This window comes from Halanaerobacter jeridensis, from assembly GCF_016908315.1.
In the GTDB taxonomy this organism is placed as follows: Bacteria; Bacillota; Halanaerobiia; order Halobacteroidales; family Halobacteroidaceae; genus Halanaerobacter; species Halanaerobacter jeridensis.
The window spans coordinates 261,554-282,294 of sequence record NZ_JAFBDQ010000001.1 but is presented as its reverse complement, the minus strand read 5'-3'; the positions used below and the strand labels follow the sequence as shown (position 1 = coordinate 282,294).

Here is a 20,741-nt window from a genome sequence, read left to right as displayed (position 1 = left end):
GGCATAATTATGCCTTCTTCTCTTTCTTTATAATTTCTACTCTTCTCTTGCCTTAGCCCATTCTTTCTGAGAGTCTTTCACAAGTTGGTCCCAAGTCATATCACCAGCTAAATAGCTTTGAATATTAGTCCCTAAAACATTCATCCCCCAACCAGATGGATAACCCATGAATACCCAAGGCATTGTCCGATCTTGATTAGAATATTTTAGAATATCTCTAGCTAATGGATCGCTTGGTTCTAACTCTGGACCTTCATATCCTCTAAGAGCGGGAATAAACCCGAAATCATTAATTACAATTTTCTTTCCCTGCTCAGAAGTATATAACCAACTCAAGAAATCTTTAGCAGCATCTTTAACTTCTTTACTTTTAGCATTGTTTACTGCCCAATACATTGGAATTCCTACAGGAATAGAATCCTCTGTAGATCCCACTACTGGCATTGGTAAAAATCCAACATTTTGAGCTACTTGCTTATCTATTCCTGCAATACTTCCATAAGCCCAATTACCTTGTTGAATAATTGCAACTTGTTCTAAAGAAAACAATTCTTCAACTTGCGTAGCATAATCAACAGCATTTAAAGAGCCCTTTGTTCCATCGGGCTTATATGCATAATCAGCTTGTAAATCTATTAATTTCTTTAAACCTTCACCATATTTAAAGTCAACCTCTTTTGACTCATATGCTTTCAATACATTTTCAAATTCATTAGATAAAGCTGCATTTGATAAATGTAATCCTGTTACCCAAGTTTCTTTAGCAGGAAAAGCAAATACAGACTTTAATCCTAATTCTTCTTTTTGACTATCTAACTTCTCTACAGCTGCTTTTAATTCAGCATAACTTTTAATAGATTCTGCCTCAATTCCAGCTTTTTTAAAAATAGATTTATTATAAATAAAACCATAGCCTTCTTGATTAAATGGCAATCCAAAAACTTTATCATCAACTGTAACTCCATCCAAAACTCCATTATATGCTAAATCAACCCAACTCTGGTCTGATAGATCTTCCAGCTTATTTTTCCAATCTGCTACATCCTGAGGACCACCTACATTAAATACTGCTGGTTCATTGCCTGAAGCAAATTTTGACCTTAAAGCAGCACCATAATCATCGCCTCCACCAACAGTCTGAATTTTAAGTTCTACATTAGGATTTTCTGCCATATATTTTTCAGCAGCATCTTCTAATGCATCCTTAACTTCAACTTTAAATTGAAAAATATTAACCTTTACTTTTGCAGCAGAATTCTCATCAGAAGAATTTTCAGTAGTAGACTTTGTATCATCAGCACCACAACCTGTTATTAATAATCCAAATACTAACACAAGTGATAAAATTACCATTAACTTTCCTTTTGATTTCATATAAATCTCTCCCATTTTTTATTGTGCAAACGGTTGCATAAAATAAAAAAACTTCTATTACTCGTTATTCAACAAAGTTGAGTCTCGTTTTATAATCTTATAATCTAAAATTTCTTTACTATTATCACTTTTAGACTTCTTATTTAAATTATTAATTAATTTTTTACTGGCTTTTTTCCCTAATTGGACAGAGTTAATATCAACCGAAGTTATAGTTGGATTAGAATATTTCGCTAATATAGTATTATTGAAACTAGCAAGCATTATATCTTCTGGGACATTATATTTCTTTGATTCTTTAATTCTTTTTAAAACCCCAACACAGATCAAATCATCAGCACATACAATTGCATCAGGCTTATCATTTAATTTTAACAATTCAGACATTAATTTATATCCGCTCTCTTCTAAAAATTCATCAGATATAAAATAATCATCATTAACTTCGATATCATGTTCTTGTAGAGCATTTAAATAGCCTTTATATCTTTTTAAAGTAACAATTGAATTTATTTCGCCACTTATAAAAGCTATTTTTCTCCTCCCCTTATTAATCAAAAGTGATGTCAAATTGTAAGCCGCCTGTTTATTATCATTATCAACGGCTGGAATATCATCGTATTCTAAGCAGCTCCCAATCAATACAAAAGGAATATTATGTTCTTTTGAGTATTTAATACCTTCATCGTCTTTTTTAGACCGAGTTAAAATTAAGCCATCTACTCTTTGAGTCTGAACAATTCTTTTCAACACATCTAAATCATCTTCTCCTTCATGATTAGTAGCAATTAAAATATCAAAAGAATTTTTAGATGTAATTGAGCTAACCCCTTTTAAAACTTCTTGGAAAAAAGGATTAATAAAGATATCTTCTTCATATGAAGGCATCACTAGTCCTATTATCTCTGTTTCTTTATTAGCTAAACTTCTAGCTGCTGAATTCGGATAATAATTTAATTTTTCCATTACTTCCAATACTTTTTCCTTGGTATCCTGGCTTATTCTATCATCATCAGATACAACCCTAGATACAGTAGATGTCGAAACCCCAGCTAACTTAGCCACATCTTTCATCGTTACCTTTTGCACTACATCACTCCCTATAATCTTATAAAGCAACTATAACTTTAAATTTTAGCTATCAATTAGGTTTAATGCAATCGCTTGCATAAATTCCTTGTTATTATTTTACCATAAAAAATTTTTTTATGCAATGTTTTAAACCAAAACAAAGAGATAGGGTAAATTCTCCCCCCCTATCTCTTTAAATAATTCACTATATTTTTTTTGCAAAATAATCTTTAGTCATCTTAAATACTACACCTGATAAACCTAAAATACCAATTAGGTTAGGAAAAATCATTAACCCATTAGCCACATCAGACAATGCCCAAACTAAATCTAATTTTAGGCTAGCGCCTAGCGGTACAATCAAGACAAAAATCCAGCGATACACTGATACATATTCAGACCCAAACAAATATTTAATTGACCGGTCTCCATAATAAGACCACGTTAAAATAGTGGAGAAAGCAAAGAAAACAATACTAAAAGTTATTAAATATCGCCCTGGGCCAGGTAAGCCTAAATTAAATGCTTTCGCAGTTAACTCAGCACCAATAAATCCTTCCCCAGTTGCTTGATTCACTAATTTCCAAGCACCAGTCGTAATAATCACTAAACCTGTCATTGTACAAATAATTAATGTATCAATCAAGGGACCTACCATTGCTACCAATCCTTCTCTAACTGCTTTATCAGTCTTAGCAGCAGCATAAACCATCGGAGCACTACCTAATCCTGCTTCATTAGAAAATACTCCCCTAGCAATTCCATAACGCAATGTCATCATCACCGCTGAACCTGCAAAACCACCTATTGCAGAAGTAGGGCTAAAGGCATGTTTAATAATCAAAGTAATAGCAGCAGGCAATTGCTGAAAATTACTTATAATAATAGTCATTGCTCCTATAATATAAACCGCTGACATCAATGGTACTATTTTACTAGCAACTTTACCAATTCTTTTAATTCCTCCAATAATCACTAAACAGACTAAAGCTCCTAAAACAACCCCCGTAATACCTTTGGGAATATTCAAATGAGCTTGCAATGGTTCAGCTACTGAATTTGCCTGCACCATATTTCCAATCCCAAATGAAGCTAAAATAGCGAATAAAGAAAATAATAAAGCTAACCATTTTTGATTTAAACCTTTTTCTAAATAATACATCGGGCCTCCACTTGCTTCTCCATTTTCATCAATTACTCTATATTTTGACCCTAGTAAGCAACTTGCATATTTAGTAGCCATACCGAAAAAAGCTGTAACCCACATCCAAAATAAGGCTCCGGGTCCTCCTAAAGCAATAGCAGTTCCTACTCCTGCTATATTTCCTGTTCCAATTGTAGCAGATAAAGCTGAAGTCAAAGCCTCAAAATTACTAATTTCTCCTTCTTTAGTTTCTTCTTCTTCATCCAGACCAAATAAAATTTGAAATCCAGATTTTAATTTTCTTATTTGAACTAATCTTAACTTAATTGATAAATAAATCCCTGTTCCTAATAATAAAATAATCGCTACTGGTCCCCAGACAAAACTACTTAGTTGATTGAAAAAATTGATTATCTGCTCCATAATCACTACTCACCCCTAGTTACTTAGTTAATTTATGTTTTGTTTTATAAACTACATCATCAAACTCTGCAAATATTTCTTCATTCTGCGCTGGATAGAATAAATTCATAATCGTAATTGTTAATACATTAGCAATAAAACCAGGAACTATTTCATACATTGTAGCCCCTAAGCCAATCTGTTTCCAAACTACTAAGACTATTGTCCCTACTAGCATACCAGTTAAGACAGACTTCCAACTTGTTTTTCGAGAGAAAAGGGCAAATAAAACTATTGGACCAAATGCTGCTCCAAATCCACCCCAAGCATAGGAAACCAATCCTAAAACTGTGCTATCAGGATCCATAGCTAAAAATAATGCGACAATTGAAATTAATAACACACAAATTCTTCCTACATGCATTAATTCTTTTTCAGAGGCATCCCGATTAATAATCTTATCATAAAAATCTTCTGTTAAAGTTGAAGAAGAAACAAGTAATTGTGAATCAATTGTCGACATAATCGCTGATAAAATAGCTGCCAGTAATATACCTCCAACCCAAGGATTAAAGATATTTCGTATCATCTCAATAAAAACCCATTCTGGATCAGGAATAGAAGCGAACATCGGAATTGAAATTAATCCTACTACGATTGCTCCTCCCAAAGAAATAAAGACCCAGACAATTGCAATTGTCATCGACTTTGGTATCTTTTTAATTGAATCAATGCTCATAAATCTAGCTAAAATATGGGGCTGACCAAAATAACCTAAACCCCAAGCCATTGTAGAAATAATAGCAATCAACGGCATACTAACTTCAGGTATTATATTAGTTGAAATATCACGAGCTAACATTGCTTCTTTAACTCCTGCAAATCCTCCCACACTATCATAAGCTAGCATAGGAACTACTGTAATAGCAAAGAACATCAATAAGCCCTGAAATAAGTCAGTCCAACAAACTGCTAAAAAACCACCTAAAAAAGTATATAAAATAATCACAAAACCACCAATTAAAACTGCTAAGCTATAATCAATACTAAACATAGCTTTAAATAATTTCCCAGCTGCTACTAAACCAGAAGAAGCATAGATAGTAAAGAAAATCAGAGTTATGATCGCACCTAAAATTCTAATTAAACCTGTTGGATCTTTAAACCTATCTTCAAAAAAAGAAGCTAAAGTCATTGAATTTAATTTACCAGTATAAACTCTTAATCTAGGTGCTACAAACTGCCAATTCAGCACAGTACCGATAAACAATCCAATAGCAATCCAAGATTCTTTAGTACCTCCAGCATAAACAGCACCAGGTAAACCCATCAATAACCAACCACTCATATCACTAGCCTGAGCAGATAAAGCAGTTACCCAACTGCCCATCCCTCTACCACCAAGTAAGTAATCTTCTACTGTTGTAGTATTCTTATAAAAATAATAACCTACAAACATTAGAAAAATAAAGTAAATAATAAATGTAATTAAAGCTTGTACATCAATCATATTAGCTACATCCCTCCACTATTTATTTTTAGATTGGGTCTTTATTATCTTAGCATAAATATAATTTTTATTCAAAAAAAGCAGCCTAGAATCAATTGATTCTAGGCTTAAATACAAATTGTATTTATATGTAAAATAAAATTTACTTATTAATCCTCTTTAAATTTATATCCTACTCCTCTAACAGTAATAATATGCTTTTGCTCACTATATTCACTTATTTTTTTACGCAACCTACGAACATGTACATCTACTGTTCTAGTATCACCATGATAATTATAATCCCAAATTTCTCCTAATAAATTATCTCGTGAAAATACTTGCCCAGGATGCTTAATCAAAATTGATAATAGTTCAAATTCTTTAGGGGTTAAATTAATTTCCTTATCGTTAATTCGAACTTGATGCTTCTTTAAATCTAATTCAACCGCACCAGTTTTTAAAACTTCTTGTTTTTCTTCATCTGCAGTATAATCAACCCTTCTTAACACTGCTTTAACCCTAGCAATTAATTCACGCGGACTAAATGGTTTAGTCACATAATCATCTGCTCCTAGTTCTAATCCTAAAATCTTATCAATTTCTTCTTCTTTAGCAGACAAAATAATAATCGGTAAATTATTAGTATTACCATCTTTACGAACTTTACGGCAAATATCGAAACCATCAACCTTAGGTAACATCAAATCAAGAATCATTAAATCTGGATTCTCTTGTTCTATCTTTGCTAAGGCCTCTTTACCTTCATTGGCAGTAATAATTTCATACCCTTCTTGTTCTAGGTTATAACTAACTAATTTTACTATATTTTCTTCATCATCAACTACTAAAATCTTATTTCCCATAGTTATCTAGCCTCCGCTATCTTATTTTAATTAAACTAGCCATACGTCCTGTTCGTCCATTATCTCTACGGTAAGAATAAAAAAGATCTTCCTCACAAGAAGTACACAAATCACTACTAATTATGTTCTTATTTTTTACTCCAATTTCTTGTAATTGCATTAGATTAGCTTTTGTTAAATCTAACTTCCATTTGTCACCTTCTTGCTTTTGCAGCAAAGAACGCCATTTTGTAAATGATTCTGCTAATTTATCTATTACATTTTCTCCTACTTGATAACAGCAAAGACCAATATGAGGTCCAATCCCTACTAATAACTCACTTATATTAATATCGAATTTTTCCTTCATTTTTAAAACAGTTTTTTGTCCTATTTTATTTACAGTACCTTTCCAACCTGCATGAGCTAAGCCTACAGCTGGAATATCTGGAGCTAAAAAAAACAAAGGAGTACAATCAGCATAATATGAACTTAATAATACACCTTTTTCAGTAGTAATTAAAGCATCAGTTTGGGAAAGGGAAGTCTTATATTCCCTCGCACCTTGACCACAATTTTTTTCTGTTACAACTTTAATATTACTACCATGTACTTGTTCCCCAGCTACTAAATCTTCTAAATCATTTCCGAAAAGATTAACCACTAACTTTCGGTTTTTAATTACATTATTACTGTTATCAGCTACATGTAAACCCAAATTCAGACTACTGTATTGATCACTACTCACCCCACCAACCCTAGTTGAGAAACAATGATCAACAATTCCGGTCCGAGAAAATTCTTCAATTTGATAATATTTAACCCCATTCTTTTCTTCTAATTTGAAAATGATTAAACCCCCTATTCAAGACAATAAAAAAATATATTAAATATCAACTTCTAATTTGAAGTATCATTAAAGCCTCTACTTATTAATTATACAAAAACTAAACTTTTCCTTTTTTATTTAAAATGTTTCAAGAGAACTCTATCTTAATTATTCAATACTTTTTAGATAATAATCTAAACCTTTAACTATTATCTAAAATTAAGCGATTATTATGCAATAGGAAATTCGATAGTAAATGTAGTCCCTTGCTCTACTTCACTATCTACTCTAATATCACCATGATGATTCTCTACAATATGTTTAACAATAGATAACCCTAGTCCCGTACCGCCTAATTTTCTACTTCGCCCCTTATCAACACGATAAAATCTCTCAAAAATACGGACCAAATCTTCTTCTGGAATCCCTATCCCGTTATCTTTAACTTCTACTACTAACTTTTGGTCTTTTGAGCTAGCTTCAACTTCAACTTTTCCCCCTTCAGGAGTATATTTAATTGCATTATCAATTAAGTTAATCATCATTCTTGATAATTGATTATAGTCTCCGTTAATTAAAGGTAAATTATCATCTAGAGCTAATTTCAAATTAATATTTTTATCTACAGCTTTAGGCTTTAATAAAGAAAGTAAGTTACTAACTACTTTATTAATATCTACTTTTTTCTCTAATTCATTAACTCCAGATTCAATTTTAGATAAATTAAGTATATCATCTATTAATAATTCTAAGCGATTAGTTTCATTTTTAATAACTTCTAAAAATGATTCATATGTCTCCTCATCAGCTTCAGTTTCAAGAAGGGTTTCTACATAACCTTTAATTGAGGTTAATGGCGTTTTGAGTTCATGAGATACATTACTCACAAATTCAGTTCTCATCTGTTGCAATTGTCTAATATCAGTAATATCTCTTAGGCTAATAACTACTCCAATTGCCTTCTCTTCTCTAATAATAGGAGCTAAACGAATTCTAAAAGTCCTTTCTTCTGGTAATAATAGTTCGATTTCTTCTGTTAAAGATTCTGATTTACTAAGCGCTTCATCTATTAATTCTTCTAATTTGTGATTTTTAGTAATATTGATTAATGATTTTCCAATCACATCTTCTTCCACATTAAAAATATCACGTGCTGCTAAATTAATTAATAAAACTTCTTTATTTAAATTGACAGCAATTACTCCATCACCTATACTACCTACTATGGCTTCAATTTTACTTTTTTCATTAGAAATTTGTTCTACTTTTTCTTTAACTCTATTCACCATTTGATTAAACATTTTTGCCAATTGACCAATCTCATCTTTAGTATCAATCTTAATTTTTTGGTCCAAAGAACCCTCACTTATTCTTTCTACTATATTAGTCATTTTTTCAATAGGCTCCGTAATATTACTAGCAAATTTTAATGATAATATTATAGAAATAAAGAATGTAATAATCCCTACTTGAAATAGAACCCACCAAATACCACGATACATCTTTTTTATTTTACTCAAATCTAATGCTACTCTCATAATGCCAATTACATTACCTTGACTTTTAATAGGAATAGCTAAATATTTCATATCTAAACCTAAAGTAGCACTATAACGGGTTTCTTTTCCTAAACCTGTCTGCAAAGCTTGCTGTATTTCGGGACGTTGTAGATGATTATCCATTTCTTTTGGTTCTTCTCTTGAATCAGCCAATACTATTCCTTGCCTATCTACAATTGTAATTCTAGCTTCTAATTTCTTTCCATATTCTTCTGCTAAATCATCTAATTTTTTTGCTTCTTTTTTCTCAATTAAAGGTTTAGTAATTCTAATTAATAAATTCATTTCACCAATTAAGCGTTTATCAAACCACTGCAAAAAATAACCCTTTAAGGAATTCTGTAAAAAGAAACCAGCAAATAATAAAGCAACCGTTAATAATACTAAATATAATACTACTATTCTTAGTCTAATACTACGTAATTTTTTCATCATTGCTAGAAACCCCTTTATTAGATATTTCTAATGAAAAGCTAAACTTGCTGCCTACTCCTACAGTGCTTTCGACATTTATTTGACCATTCATTCCTGTAATTATTTCTTTAACAATTGCTAGCCCCAACCCTGTTCCTTGTTGGTCAGGATTACGAGAACGATCCACTTGATGAAATCTTTCCCAAATATGAGCTAACTCATTTTTAGGAATCCCTACTCCATCATCAATCACATTAACTATTACTTTATCTTGCTTCTTATTCATTTGTACATCAATTTCAATTGTTCCCTCCGCAGATGTAAATTTAATAGCATTACTCAACAAATTAATTATTACTTCTTTCAATTTATCACGGTCTGCTTTAACATAGACTTCTTCGGGGATATCTAATATTAATTCTTTATCTCCTAAACTATTTTCTAAATTATTGTACACAGAGCTAATCAATGTCTTCAGATTAACAGGTCGCAATTCAAATTCAAACTGTTTAGACTGTAATTTTGCTAAATCTAATACATCTCCCACCAAATTAGACATTCTATCAGTTTCATTCAACACACGCTGTAAATACTCCTGTTCTTTTTCTTCATCTTCAACCATTCCATCTAATATAGCTTCTAAATAACCTTGAATTGAAGTCAAAGGAGTTTTTAACTCATGAGATACATTAGCTACAAATAATCGTCTCATTTCATCTAAACGTTTTATTTCAGTGATATCACTCACTAAAATAATCACACCCCATAACTCTTTATCTGATTTTTTCACCGGAGCTGCTTGAGCAGTTAGTATTTGATCATTAAGTTCAAACTCTATTTCCTGTTCTTCGTTATTATTTAAAACCTGACTAATTATCTCACTTAAATCTTGAGGCAAACAATCAGAAAAATATCTTCCTTGTAATGATTGTTTTAAGCTTAAGATTTCTTTGACCATAGTATTACTTAACATTATTTCACCAGTAGCAGTTACCCCCAATACCCCTTCTGTCATACTAGTTAACATTTCATGCATTCGATTCTTTTCTGTAGATAATTCACTTAGATTTTCTTCTAATTTAGCAGACATATAATTAAAGCTTTGCCCTAATTCCCCCAATTCATCATCAGGCAAATCCTCTAATTTAGTAGAAAAATCTCCATCAGTAATCTTATTCACCTTCTTTTTCATCTCAGCAATCGGTTCTGTAATGCTTTTAGATATAATATACCCTAGAAGCAAAGCAAAAATAATTGCTCCTATTACTACCTGTAAGGTTAACATTCTGATATTATCAATAGCATTTTCAAAATCGTGCATCGGGGAAATCAAAAATAAAGCTCGTGATGAACCATCATTAATCGGAATTCCGACAGCAATAATAGCTTGTTCTAGATGTTTGTTTTCCCCCTTGAAAGAAATAATCTCTCCATTTAAAACTTTTTTTAGTTCTTCTTTTAGGCCCATTAAATTTTGAAATTGATTATTCGGCATAGACTCATTCTGCATTGATTGATGCATATGTGAAGAATTAGGCATCATCATTCCCCGATGCCCATTAGAATTTCTCATCATTGGTCCTGTAGGAATTTGATTCATCATCCTCATAACTCCTCGACTACGGTTAACAATCTGCCCTGATTCATTGATTAAAACTAAATTGGTATCTAAAGATTGAGCAAAAGAAGATAATATTTTATTAATATCAATTCTATCTTCAGAGGCAATAATCTCACTAATTTCTTTACCGTTTTTTACTAACTCTTCTTTCTTTTGTTGAGCTAAGTAACTCTCTAAATTATAAGGTAGAAACACAAATAAGGCTATTAAAATCAAGGTAGGAATCAAAATATAACTACTCATTATCTTACTAAATAAACTTTTAAACATCTGAATCACTCACAAATTTATAACCTACCCCCCACACAGTTTTTATATAATCTAAATCTAGCTTATCCCTCAACCAATTAATATGAACATCCACTGTCCTCATATCACCATAATGATCTAGCCCCCAAATCCGTTCATACAAATGGTCCCGCTCAAAAACTTGTCTTGGATTACGGGCTAATAAAATTAATAACTCAAACTCCTTAGGAGACAAATCAATAACCTCTCCCTTAACCTTAACCTCCCTATCTGATAAATCAATTTTTAAATTAGGATACTCAATGATTTCTCGCTCCGTTACATTATTATTAGATTGATTGCTATCAATCCGTTTAAGCACAGTCTTGATTCGAACAACCATTTCCCGCGGACTAAATGGTTTAGTAACATAATCATCTGCTCCTAATTCTAAACCCAGGACACGATCAAATTCTTCACTCTTAGCAGATAGAAAAATGATTGCTACTTCATTATCTTTTCTTATTTCTTTGACTACTTCTTTTCCATCCATTTTAGGCATCATAATATCTAATACAATTAAATCAATTTTATTGTTATTTAATTTTTCTAATGCTTCTTCTCCATTATAAGCACTTATCATTTTATAATTTTCTTCCTTTAAGTACATTTCTAAAATTTCATGAACATTATAATCATCATCAACTACTAAAATATTTTTATCCGCCATATTATCCCCTCCGTTAACAAAGCATAATCTATATAAAGTGGCACTATCGTGCCACTAGCTAGTAGATAAAAGCTAGTGGCTAGTAGTAAATTCAAAACCAAAATGCACGATCAAAAAAACAAGCAATCTCAAAATAGTATATCTCTGCCCCCACATTTAAAGTAAAACTGCCTTGGATTGAGATAAAATTGTTTCGCAACGTCTTTAAATCTAGATTTATAAGCGAAGAAATTATTTTATCTCAATCCCGAAAGTTACACTTTATATTTTTCTATACAATAGGAAAAATAGATTTATCAAGTGCATAATCTTTATCTTTTAGTAATTTCTTAATTATTTGGCTCAGCTTTTTAATTCCTTTGGTAATTTCTTTTTCATCTACTGCTGCTATACTCAATCTTAATTTATTGCTGGGAGGATTACTAATATAAAACACCGTTCCGGGAGCAATATTAATCCCTTGTTCTAAAGCTAATTTTTGTAGTTTTTGGTCATTAATATCAGTTGGTAGTTCTAACCAAAAATTTAATCCCCCTTGCAGATGATTATAATTAACATTTGAAGGACAATAATCTTCTAAAGCTTGAATCATAGTTTGATAGCGTTGGTGATAAGTTTGTTTTAATTTTTCTATTTGCTCTTCCCACACTTCTTCTTTGAAATAAAGTTCTAATACTCGCTGCACTAATCCATCGGTAAAAATATCAGATAAATATTTAGACATCAAGATATCTTCATAATCAACTTTAGGCACTAATAAAAAAGCTAAACGTAAACCCGGCATAAATACTTTTGAAAAACTCTTTAAATAAATCACTTGATTGTTACTATCTAATTCTTTAAGAGTTAAACTTCGCTGTTGACTATAATTTAAATCATTTAAGCAGTCATCTTCTATAATCTTTAAATCATATTTACCTGCTAATTTTAATACCTTTTCTTTTTTAGTTTTAGAATAACTGTAACCAGTTGGGTTTTGAAAATTAGGCATTAAATATAAAAAACTAGGTTGATATTCTTGTAATTTTTCTTCCATAATCTCAACATCAATTCCTTGTGGCGTCATTGGAATTTCTACAATATTAGCTCGTCGTGATTCAAATACAGAAATTGCCCCTGGATAAGTAGGACGTTCAACAAAAACAGTATCTCCATAATCTAAAAAAGTTTTCGCTAAAATATCAATTCCCTGCTGAGCTCCAGAAACAATCTGTACTTCTTCCGCTTTAGTTTCAATCCCATATTGTGTTACATACTCTGCAATTGTTTTACGTAATGGATAATACCCTTGACTTTTTTGATAACCAAAGGCATAACCTCGATCCCTTTCAAGTACTTTATTCATCAATCTTTTGAATGGGGCAATTGGAAATAGATCAGGCGTTGGCGCTCCTGTAGCAAAATTAATTATCTCTTCTTGCTGTACAAATTTAGTATCTTCATCAATATAAACTTGTTCATCTAATTCACTTTTTCTTTGACTATTAACTTCAGTATTCACTGGAGCCACAAAAGTTCCACTACCTACTTTTTTATAAACTAAATCTTCCTCATCCAAAAGATCATAAGCATTAACTATAGTAACATTATTAACACTTAACTGCTGAGCTAACTTTCTAATTGGCGGTAATTTTGTATCTACTTCTAATTCTCCAGTTAAGATTAAATTCTTTAGTTGACTATATAATTGCTGATATAAATATTTATCACTATTTTTGTCTAATTGTATCGATTCAATCATTACAATACCTCCACTGCATTTATATTTTTTTAATTTTTCTCTGATTCTAACAATGAAAATTAACCCTTAAACCCTTATCATATCAACATTAATAATAATTTTATTCTTTAAAGCTAATTGCTAATTATTAACTTTTTATTGTTCCCCTCTTGACAATACAATTAATGATTGTATATAATTAATCATGGATACAATTTATATTTTTAAACAATAGACCCATACAATTATTATATTGTATCTAAAATCAACTGTAAAGGAGCGATTAATAATGAAATCAGTAACAGATAGGTACGAACTAAATAAGAACTTAGCTCAAATGTTAAAAGGTGGCGTGATAATGGATGTCACAAATCCCCAAGAAGCCGCAATAGCTGAAGAAGCAGGGTCAGTAGCTGTAATGGCTTTAGAACGTGTCCCAGCTGATATTAGAGCAGAAGGTGGCGTTGCTAGATCTTCTGACCCAGCTATGATTAAAGAAATTATATCTGCTGTTTCAATACCAGTTATGGCTAAAGCACGAATTGGACATTTTGTTGAAGCACAAATTTTAGAAGAAATTGGAGTTGACTACATAGATGAAAGTGAAGTGTTAACTCCTGCTGATAATACAAATCATATCGATAAAAATGAATTTGAAGTCCCTTTTGTTTGTGGGGCTACAAATTTAAGTGAAGCTTTACGGAGAATTGCAGAAGGAGCAAGTATGATTAGAACTAAGGGAGAAGCAGGCACTGGTAATGTAGTAGAAGCAGTTAAACATATGCGTAAACTAAATTCCCAAATTAGAACCCTAACTACTAAGGATAACGAAGAATTAATGACTACTGCTAAAGAAATGAGAGCTCCTTTTGAGCTAATAAAATATGTAGCCAAAGAAGGAGCGCTTCCTGTCATTAATTTTGCTGCTGGCGGAATTGCTACTCCTGCTGATGCTGCAATGATGATGCAGTTAGGATGTGACGGAGTTTTTGTTGGTTCAGGAATATTTAAATCTGGCAATCCGAAAAAAAGAGCTCGAGCAATAGTTAAAGCTACTGCTCATTATGATGACCCAGCTGTAGTAGCAGAAGTTTCAGAAAACATTGGAGAAGCAATGGTGGGAATAGAGCACCCTAGCAAAAAAATGAGCATATAGATTATAAAAGGATGATGGAAATGATTACAATTGGCGTGTTAGATTTACAAGGAGGAGTTAGAGAACATCTTCACTTATTAAGTCAAATATCTAATGTGAGAGCTCTCTCTGTTAAAAAGAAAGAAGATTTTAATAATTTAGATGGGTTGATTTTACCTGGGGGAGAAAGTACTACAATTAGTAAATTACTCAATATCTTTGAACTCAAAGATATTATTATTAATTTGAATAAAGAGGAAATCCCAATTTGGGGTACTTGTGCAGGAATGATCCTATTAGCTAAAGAAATAGCAGGAACTTCCACTAGTCACCTCAATTTAATGGATATTAAAGTTAAAAGAAATGCTTATGGGAATCAATTAGCTAGTTTCAAAAGTAAAAAAGTAATTCCTAAAATATCTAAAAAAGAACTCCCGTTAGTTTTTATTAGAGCACCATATATCACAAATAAAAACAAAAAAGTAAAAACTTTATTAAAACTAGATGGAAAGATAGTTGCTGCAGAACAGGATAATCTATTAGCAACAGCTTTTCATCCTGAATTAACAACTGATTTACGAGTTCATAAATATTTTGTGAATAAAGTTAAAGCGGATTAATCAAAGATCACCTTCACGCATTTCTCGTTCATATTCAATAAAATAATTAAAATTAATAATAATAGCATCAATTAATGCATCTTCATCAGCTTTTTCTAAGAATTTATCTTCATTAGGATCAGAAGTATAATTATTATCTGGTAGTTGATTACCACGTAAAAGGCGAGGAGTTGATAATTCAGCTCTGATTTCATTATAGAGATCAGGGTGTCTTTTCAACTCGGTAATTAACTTTTGCTTAAACATGATGATTAACACCTCATCTTAAAAAGTTGTTAATAATATTATGTACTTTTAGTAATTTAATTATTCATCCCACAGCCTAATTTGTGCTGTGGGATGAATAATTAATAGTGAACTCCTTTAATTTGTGGTTGATCAAAAGTACCCTTCATTTCTAATACAATAGCATCACCTTCACGTGGTAGAGAAGCTCCCATTCTATTTTCTATACTTTCAAAAATTCTCCGTAAATTACCTTTAAAATCACTTAATTTAACTTTAAAATCATTGATTTTTGATAGTTCAGGATATTGATTATTAAATTGCAAATCAGCCTTCATATCAGCATCAACTATAGAACTATTCAATTTAGCTTTTTGAATCCGAATTTGCCGATTATTTGTTTGATAAGCTAAATTAAGATTGTTAACTATAATTTCACTAATATTAATTCCTGACATCATGACTAGAGGGTTTATAGTTAATTTATTTTTTAAAGAGCCGGCAATTTGAATCTTTAATCCTTCCAAATTAACTTCATAATTAGATTCTCCTAAAATCATATTCTGATTTTTAACATAATCAGTAAAGTTGAGCTGACGGTCTATTTCAAATTCAGAATTTCCTGCAATTTTATTAATAGTATACTGTCCAGTTTTATCAGCCTGCCCCCATTTTAGATTTTCTACTTTAAATTGACCTTGACTTTCTAAATCAAGTTGCATTCCTTTTATATCACTTACATCTGTACCTAATAATTTAACATCTCCTACTAATTCACCAGAAGAATGAGAAGAATCAACTGTTTCTTTAATTTCTATAACTTTATTAGTTGCATTATAATCTAAGGCTAAATCAAGTTTATTTAAATTTAATAATTTTTCCTGTAGATTGGAATTGATTAAAATTTCCTCGAAAAATTTAGGGAAATCCATTTCAAAATCAGATATAGACAATTTTAGCTTTTGATTATGATTTAAAATCTTCTCAGGATTATTTTCTAATTCCTCTTGCAGCAAAGTACCGTTAAAGTTCAACCCTACTTGAGAAAATAAAAAAACAAAATCAAAAGGATTAGACCCTTTAATTTGTCCAGAAATCTTCAAATTATTAAAATCTGTCTTCAAAGTATGGAGTTTATTTATTGTATCAGGCTGATTGTTGACTAAATTAAATAAATCAGCATAGCTCCCTTTATAAACCGACTTATCCCATTTGAAATTACTTAAAACTTCTCCATCATTATATTTAACAGTACCGTCTTTAAAAGTTACCTGGGCCAACATTGGATTGACTGCTATCTTTTTATAATCAAAATTAAGTTTAGGAGCCTCATCTTGAAGACTTTTATCTATATTTTCTGCTAATCTCTTTTCCATAATATTACCAACTATCCAGTTAGCCATTAATAATAATACTATTAATACTACAGCTAGCCCTAGTACTAGCTTAACTTTACTAGTTGATTCTTGGGTTCCCGTTTTCATTTTTTCTCCCCCTGTCAATAATTATAAACCATTTGATTTTTAGTCTGAATCATTTTAAATTATAAATATTCAGCTATTTTTTTATCTTCTTTTGCTATGTGATTCACAAACCAATCAGTAATTTTCTCCTCTAAATTATGAAGTAAATCAATATCAATTTCTTCACTTTGCAAAAACTCATATTTGATTTCTTGAATTTCTGAAATAAATTTGCGGTGTCTTTTTTGATGCTGCTCATAATATGGATACTCTTTTTCTTCTAAAAGTTCTTCTTCATCATCAAAATGAGTTTTAAAATAATCAGTTAAAAAATAAAATAATTCATCAATTTCATCTCTTGTTGTCTTGGAATCTCCTTCTTCTTCTAATAGCTTAGTACATGCGTTAAGAAATTTATCTCGTTGTTCGAAAAAAGCTCGATGCTGACGGTCAATTTTTTCCACACCTATTTCTAAATCCTGGCTCCAATTTACTGTCATTATTACCACCTCTTTTAGTATTATTTGGAAATAAAATATTAAAGAAAACCCCCACCCAGATCAGATAATAAATGATAGCTATTATCAAAATTTGGCGTAGAGGATTCTCTATTTGTTAACAATAGTTAAATGATTATAAGGAATACCTATATCTTCTTGGTCAAATCTTTCTTTAATTCTCTGCTTCAAAATCCTAGCTAATCCCCAAGATTCCATTGCTTCTACCATTGCTATCACTCTAATATTAACACTAGAAGCCGCTAAATCTTGTACCCCTAATACTTTAGGACCTTCTGCAATAATATTTTCATACTCTTGATTAATTTCTTGACATAAATTTTCTAATACCTCAGTAGCTTCAGAAATATCTTGTTCATATTCAATCGGAGCATCTACTACCACTCTTCTTAGATCAGATGTTAAATTAGTTACTTGCTCAATTTTCCCATTAGGTATAATATGCAAATCACCATCAAAATTCTTAATTTTAGTTACTCGCAGTCCAATTTCTTCAACTATTCCATCTACTCCAACTATTTTTATGTAATCTCCAACTACAAATTGTTTTTCAAATAATATAAAGAAACCTGTAATTACATCTTTTACTAAACTTTGAGCACCAAAACCGACAGCTAACCCTACTACTCCAGCACTAGCTAAAATCGGAGCAGGGGAAATACCAAAAACAGCTAAAATCATGGTTACAGCAATAAAATAAATCAAATAACGAACTGCACTTTTTAAAACTGATTTTAATGTACTATTCCGTTGTTTAGTATAACGATCATCATCTTCTTTGCTTTTAAATATTCGCTCAATCATAGTCTGGCTAAATTTTAATCCAAATTTAGTAGCAATTAAAATTCCAATAATTTTTAGTAAAGCAATAATTACTTTACTCCACAGTTGGGGTTCAGTTATTCTTTGACTTAACTGTGTTACCACTTCCATTATTGACTCCATTTAATTCCCCCTTTACATATCAAAATAATTCTTTTGCTCTTTATTTTCTTCTATTCTATCTTGCTCTTCCAAATCCTCTTCTTGCTCCGGAGTTATCTGTAATTCCTGCTTTAAGTTTTTCTTTTCTTGCTCAAGATCTTTAAGCTCTTTTTTCTTTTCTTTTAGCTGTCTTTTTAATTTTATCTCTTTAACTAAACCAAATAATAGTGCAATAATAGCTCCAACAGCTACGGAAATAAAAATTACTAAAGCCTGAGAAACAGAAACTTTACTAAATAACAAGTTAATTGTCACTATTTTAGAATTTACAATAGCAAAAGATGCTACAATAATCGATAAAATTAATGCTGCGATGAAATTCAATCTCATTTCATTTGCCCCCCTATACATCTACTACTTTCCAAGGTTCATTAGTTAAAAATTTAACTATTTCCTTTTTAGACATTGGCTTACCAAAATAATAACCCTGAATTCGATCGCAATCATTTTGTTCTAAAAATTGTAGATGTTCTGGATTCTCTACTCCTTCTGCAATCACATTTAAATTTAGATTATGGGCCAAATCAATAATTGCTTTCACAATTGCTGTATCATTTTCATCACTCGGCAATTGATCTACAAAAGAACGATCAATTTTTAATGTACCAATCGGGAACTCTTTTAAATAACTCAAAGATGAATAACCTGTTCCAAAGTCATCAATAGAAAATTTAACTCCTAATTTTTTTAATTTTATTAATTTTTTTACACTTTCTTTTACATCTTTCATAATGATACTTTCTGTAATTTCTAACTCTAATTTAGCAGGGTTCAATTCTGTTTCAGATAAAATATTACTAATTTTTTCTACTAAATTATTATCAGCAAATTGTCGAGCAGATAAATTAATCCCCATTTTTAAATTAGGAAAACCTGCTTCATGAAATTCTTTAGCCTCGCGGCATGCTTGTTCTAAAACCCAATCACCAATTGGAATTATCAAACCGGTTCTTTCAGCTAAAGGAATAAATTTCCCAGGAGAGACTAAACCTAATTCCTCATCTTCCCAACGAATTAAGGCCTCTACTCCAAAAACTCGATCATTATTCAAATCAATTTGGGGTTGATAATGAAGTACAAATTCATTATTGTCGATAGCATGTCTTAATTTAGCTTCTAACTCTAAATCTTGTAACATCTCTTCATTCATCTCATCTGAATAAAAGCGATAATGATTTTTTCCATTTTCTTTGACCTTATTCTTAGCAGTTTCAGAATCTTTTATTAGCTGCTCTAAATTTTCGCTATCGTTAGGATAAACTGCTGCTCCTACACTCAATGTCATAAAAATTTCACTTTCATGACCATCAGCGCTAGTAATCTTAAAGGGCTCAGAAAAATGATTAATTAAATTTTCTAATAACTCACTCAGCTCTTGAATATCCTGACAATGATTAATAATAGCCCCAAATTCATCACCACTTAATCGAGCTAAAAAATTATCCTCACCTAAAAAATCACGTAGTTTCTGAGCTACATTAGCCAACAAACGATCTCCCATAGCATGTCCTAAAGAATCGTTAACTTTTTTAAAGTTATCTAAATCAATGAATAAAACTCCAAGTAATTCATTATTTTCTTGAGCTGAATCTAAACTCTTTTCTAATTGTTCAGGAAACAAACTGCGGGTAGGTAGCCCAGTTAGAAAATCATAATTTAATAAATTTTCTATATCTTCGGATGTAGCCTGAAATTCGCTAACATCTCTACCATATAAATGAACGGCATCATCATGACGGAGAGGAACACTTTGAAATAAAAAAGTTTTATGCTTAATTGTTACTTTTTCAGTCTGTTGTTGCTCAATAAATTTTTCTACAAATTCAGGCCAAGCAGGAGTTCCAGCAGGTGTTACCTTCTTTTGTAACTCCTGTACAATATTATTCCCAACCGGATTACTATATAATAATTCCCCTGAATTTGAAATTTTTAATACCGGGTTAGGATTTTTTTCAGGAAATTGAGCTAATAAATTTAATTTTTCTTTAAAATTAGCATTATTAGAAGTGATAAAATTAAATTCATATACTTCCTGTTCTTTATAGTAAAATGAATTAATACAACTATTAACCTTAATTTTATTATTTTTAGCAGTAGTAAGCTCTAAATTAATTATATTTTGATGATTTAAATCCTTAAGATCAACTTCCATTTGACCTTTTATAAAATAGTCAAGATTGTAATTTAAAATTTCTGATGGCTCAGTTTGCAAACTTTTAGCTGCATATTTATTAACACCCAATATATTACCTGTTCCATCAACAATCAAAATTCCTCTTTCTAATTCATTATTGATTAGTCTATTTTTTAATTTATTATTCATATTTTTAATCCCTCACCAATTTAGTTGAAGTATTAGCTATATACTTA

Annotated in this window: 18 protein-coding genes; 2 read left to right on the top strand and 16 right to left on the bottom strand. The window is 30.9% G+C overall.

Going from position 1 to position 20,741, the window contains the following annotated elements; genetic code table 11:
* Nucleotides 1-36: 36 nt before the first annotated feature.
* The 10 genes from JOC47_RS01390 to pdxR form a co-directional block, all read right to left on the bottom strand.
* Nucleotides 37-1,374 (bottom strand): ABC transporter substrate-binding protein, encoded by a 1,338-nt coding sequence (locus tag JOC47_RS01390; protein ID WP_204700164.1) that lies wholly within the window; start codon nt 1,372-1,374, stop codon nt 37-39.
* 57 nt (nt 1,375-1,431) lie between these two features.
* Nucleotides 1,432-2,463, bottom strand: a complete 1,032-nt coding sequence (locus JOC47_RS01385) for a substrate-binding domain-containing protein (protein WP_204700163.1) — start codon at nt 2,461-2,463, stop codon at nt 1,432-1,434.
* A 187-nt stretch (nt 2,464-2,650) separates the two neighbouring features.
* Entirely contained in the window at nt 2,651-4,012 is a 1,362-nt protein-coding gene (locus JOC47_RS01380) for an alanine/glycine:cation symporter family protein (protein ID WP_239550839.1), read from the bottom strand.
* A 19-nt stretch (nt 4,013-4,031) separates the two neighbouring features.
* Nucleotides 4,032-5,501: a sodium/proline symporter PutP gene (gene putP, locus JOC47_RS01375; RefSeq protein WP_204700162.1), complete on the bottom strand. Its 1,470-nt coding sequence runs from the start codon at nt 5,499-5,501 to the stop codon at nt 4,032-4,034.
* A gap of 149 nt (nt 5,502-5,650) precedes the next feature.
* Entirely contained in the window at nt 5,651-6,346 is a 696-nt protein-coding gene (locus JOC47_RS01370) for a response regulator (protein WP_204700161.1), read from the bottom strand.
* 16 nt (nt 6,347-6,362) lie between these two features.
* Nucleotides 6,363-7,109, bottom strand: coding sequence for a peptidoglycan editing factor PgeF (gene pgeF, locus JOC47_RS01365; RefSeq protein ID WP_338035300.1), 747 nt, complete (start codon nt 7,107-7,109; stop codon nt 6,363-6,365).
* A gap of 275 nt (nt 7,110-7,384) precedes the next feature.
* A complete protein-coding gene (pnpS, locus tag JOC47_RS01360) occupies nt 7,385-9,148 on the bottom strand; it encodes a two-component system histidine kinase PnpS (RefSeq protein ID WP_204700160.1) in 1,764 nt (587 codons plus the stop codon).
* On the bottom strand, nt 9,129-11,018 hold the full coding sequence (locus JOC47_RS01355; RefSeq protein ID WP_204700159.1) for a HAMP domain-containing sensor histidine kinase: 1,890 nt from the start codon (nt 11,016-11,018) through the stop codon (nt 9,129-9,131). Before JOC47_RS01355 ends, pnpS begins: the two co-directional genes overlap by 20 nt.
* Entirely contained in the window at nt 11,011-11,706 is a 696-nt protein-coding gene (locus tag JOC47_RS01350; RefSeq protein ID WP_204700158.1) for a response regulator transcription factor, read from the bottom strand. Before JOC47_RS01350 ends, JOC47_RS01355 begins: the two co-directional genes overlap by 8 nt.
* A gap of 271 nt (nt 11,707-11,977) precedes the next feature.
* A complete protein-coding gene (gene pdxR / locus JOC47_RS01345; RefSeq protein WP_204700157.1) occupies nt 11,978-13,447 on the bottom strand; it encodes a MocR-like pyridoxine biosynthesis transcription factor PdxR in 1,470 nt (489 codons plus the stop codon).
* Nucleotides 13,448-13,715: 268 nt separating this feature from the next.
* On the opposite strand from pdxR, the gene pdxS reads away from it, so the two are divergent.
* Nucleotides 13,716-14,582 carry a pyridoxal 5'-phosphate synthase lyase subunit PdxS gene (pdxS, locus tag JOC47_RS01340; RefSeq protein ID WP_204700156.1) on the top strand — a complete coding sequence of 289 codons (867 nt, stop codon included), beginning with the start codon at nt 13,716-13,718 and terminating at the stop codon, nt 14,580-14,582.
* Nucleotides 14,583-14,605: 23 nt separating this feature from the next.
* Nucleotides 14,606-15,181, top strand: a complete 576-nt coding sequence (gene pdxT / locus JOC47_RS01335; RefSeq protein ID WP_369127953.1) for a pyridoxal 5'-phosphate synthase glutaminase subunit PdxT — start codon at nt 14,606-14,608, stop codon at nt 15,179-15,181.
* Here the strand turns inward: pdxT and JOC47_RS01330 are convergent, their stop codons facing one another.
* From JOC47_RS01330 to JOC47_RS01305, 6 genes are all read right to left on the bottom strand, one after another.
* Nucleotides 15,182-15,427 (bottom strand): hypothetical protein, encoded by a 246-nt coding sequence (locus JOC47_RS01330; RefSeq protein WP_239550838.1) that lies wholly within the window; start codon nt 15,425-15,427, stop codon nt 15,182-15,184.
* A 101-nt stretch (nt 15,428-15,528) separates the two neighbouring features.
* On the bottom strand, nt 15,529-16,890 hold the full coding sequence (locus tag JOC47_RS01325; RefSeq protein WP_204700154.1) for a hypothetical protein: 1,362 nt from the start codon (nt 16,888-16,890) through the stop codon (nt 15,529-15,531).
* A 59-nt stretch (nt 16,891-16,949) separates the two neighbouring features.
* Complete coding sequence (locus JOC47_RS01320; RefSeq protein WP_204700153.1) at nt 16,950-17,369, bottom strand: bacteriohemerythrin; 420 nt, start codon at nt 17,367-17,369, stop codon at nt 16,950-16,952.
* Nucleotides 17,370-17,477: 108 nt separating this feature from the next.
* Nucleotides 17,478-18,332, bottom strand: a complete 855-nt coding sequence (locus tag JOC47_RS01315) for a mechanosensitive ion channel family protein (RefSeq protein ID WP_239550837.1) — start codon at nt 18,330-18,332, stop codon at nt 17,478-17,480.
* Between the two features lie 12 nt (nt 18,333-18,344).
* Nucleotides 18,345-18,701 (bottom strand): LapA family protein, encoded by a 357-nt coding sequence (locus JOC47_RS01310; RefSeq protein ID WP_204700152.1) that lies wholly within the window; start codon nt 18,699-18,701, stop codon nt 18,345-18,347.
* Nucleotides 18,702-18,714: 13 nt separating this feature from the next.
* The gene (locus tag JOC47_RS01305) at nt 18,715-20,694 is read right to left on the bottom strand and encodes a putative bifunctional diguanylate cyclase/phosphodiesterase (RefSeq protein WP_204700151.1); all 1,980 of its coding nucleotides are present in this window, start codon (nt 20,692-20,694) and stop codon (nt 18,715-18,717) included.
* Nucleotides 20,695-20,741 lie beyond the last annotated feature (47 nt).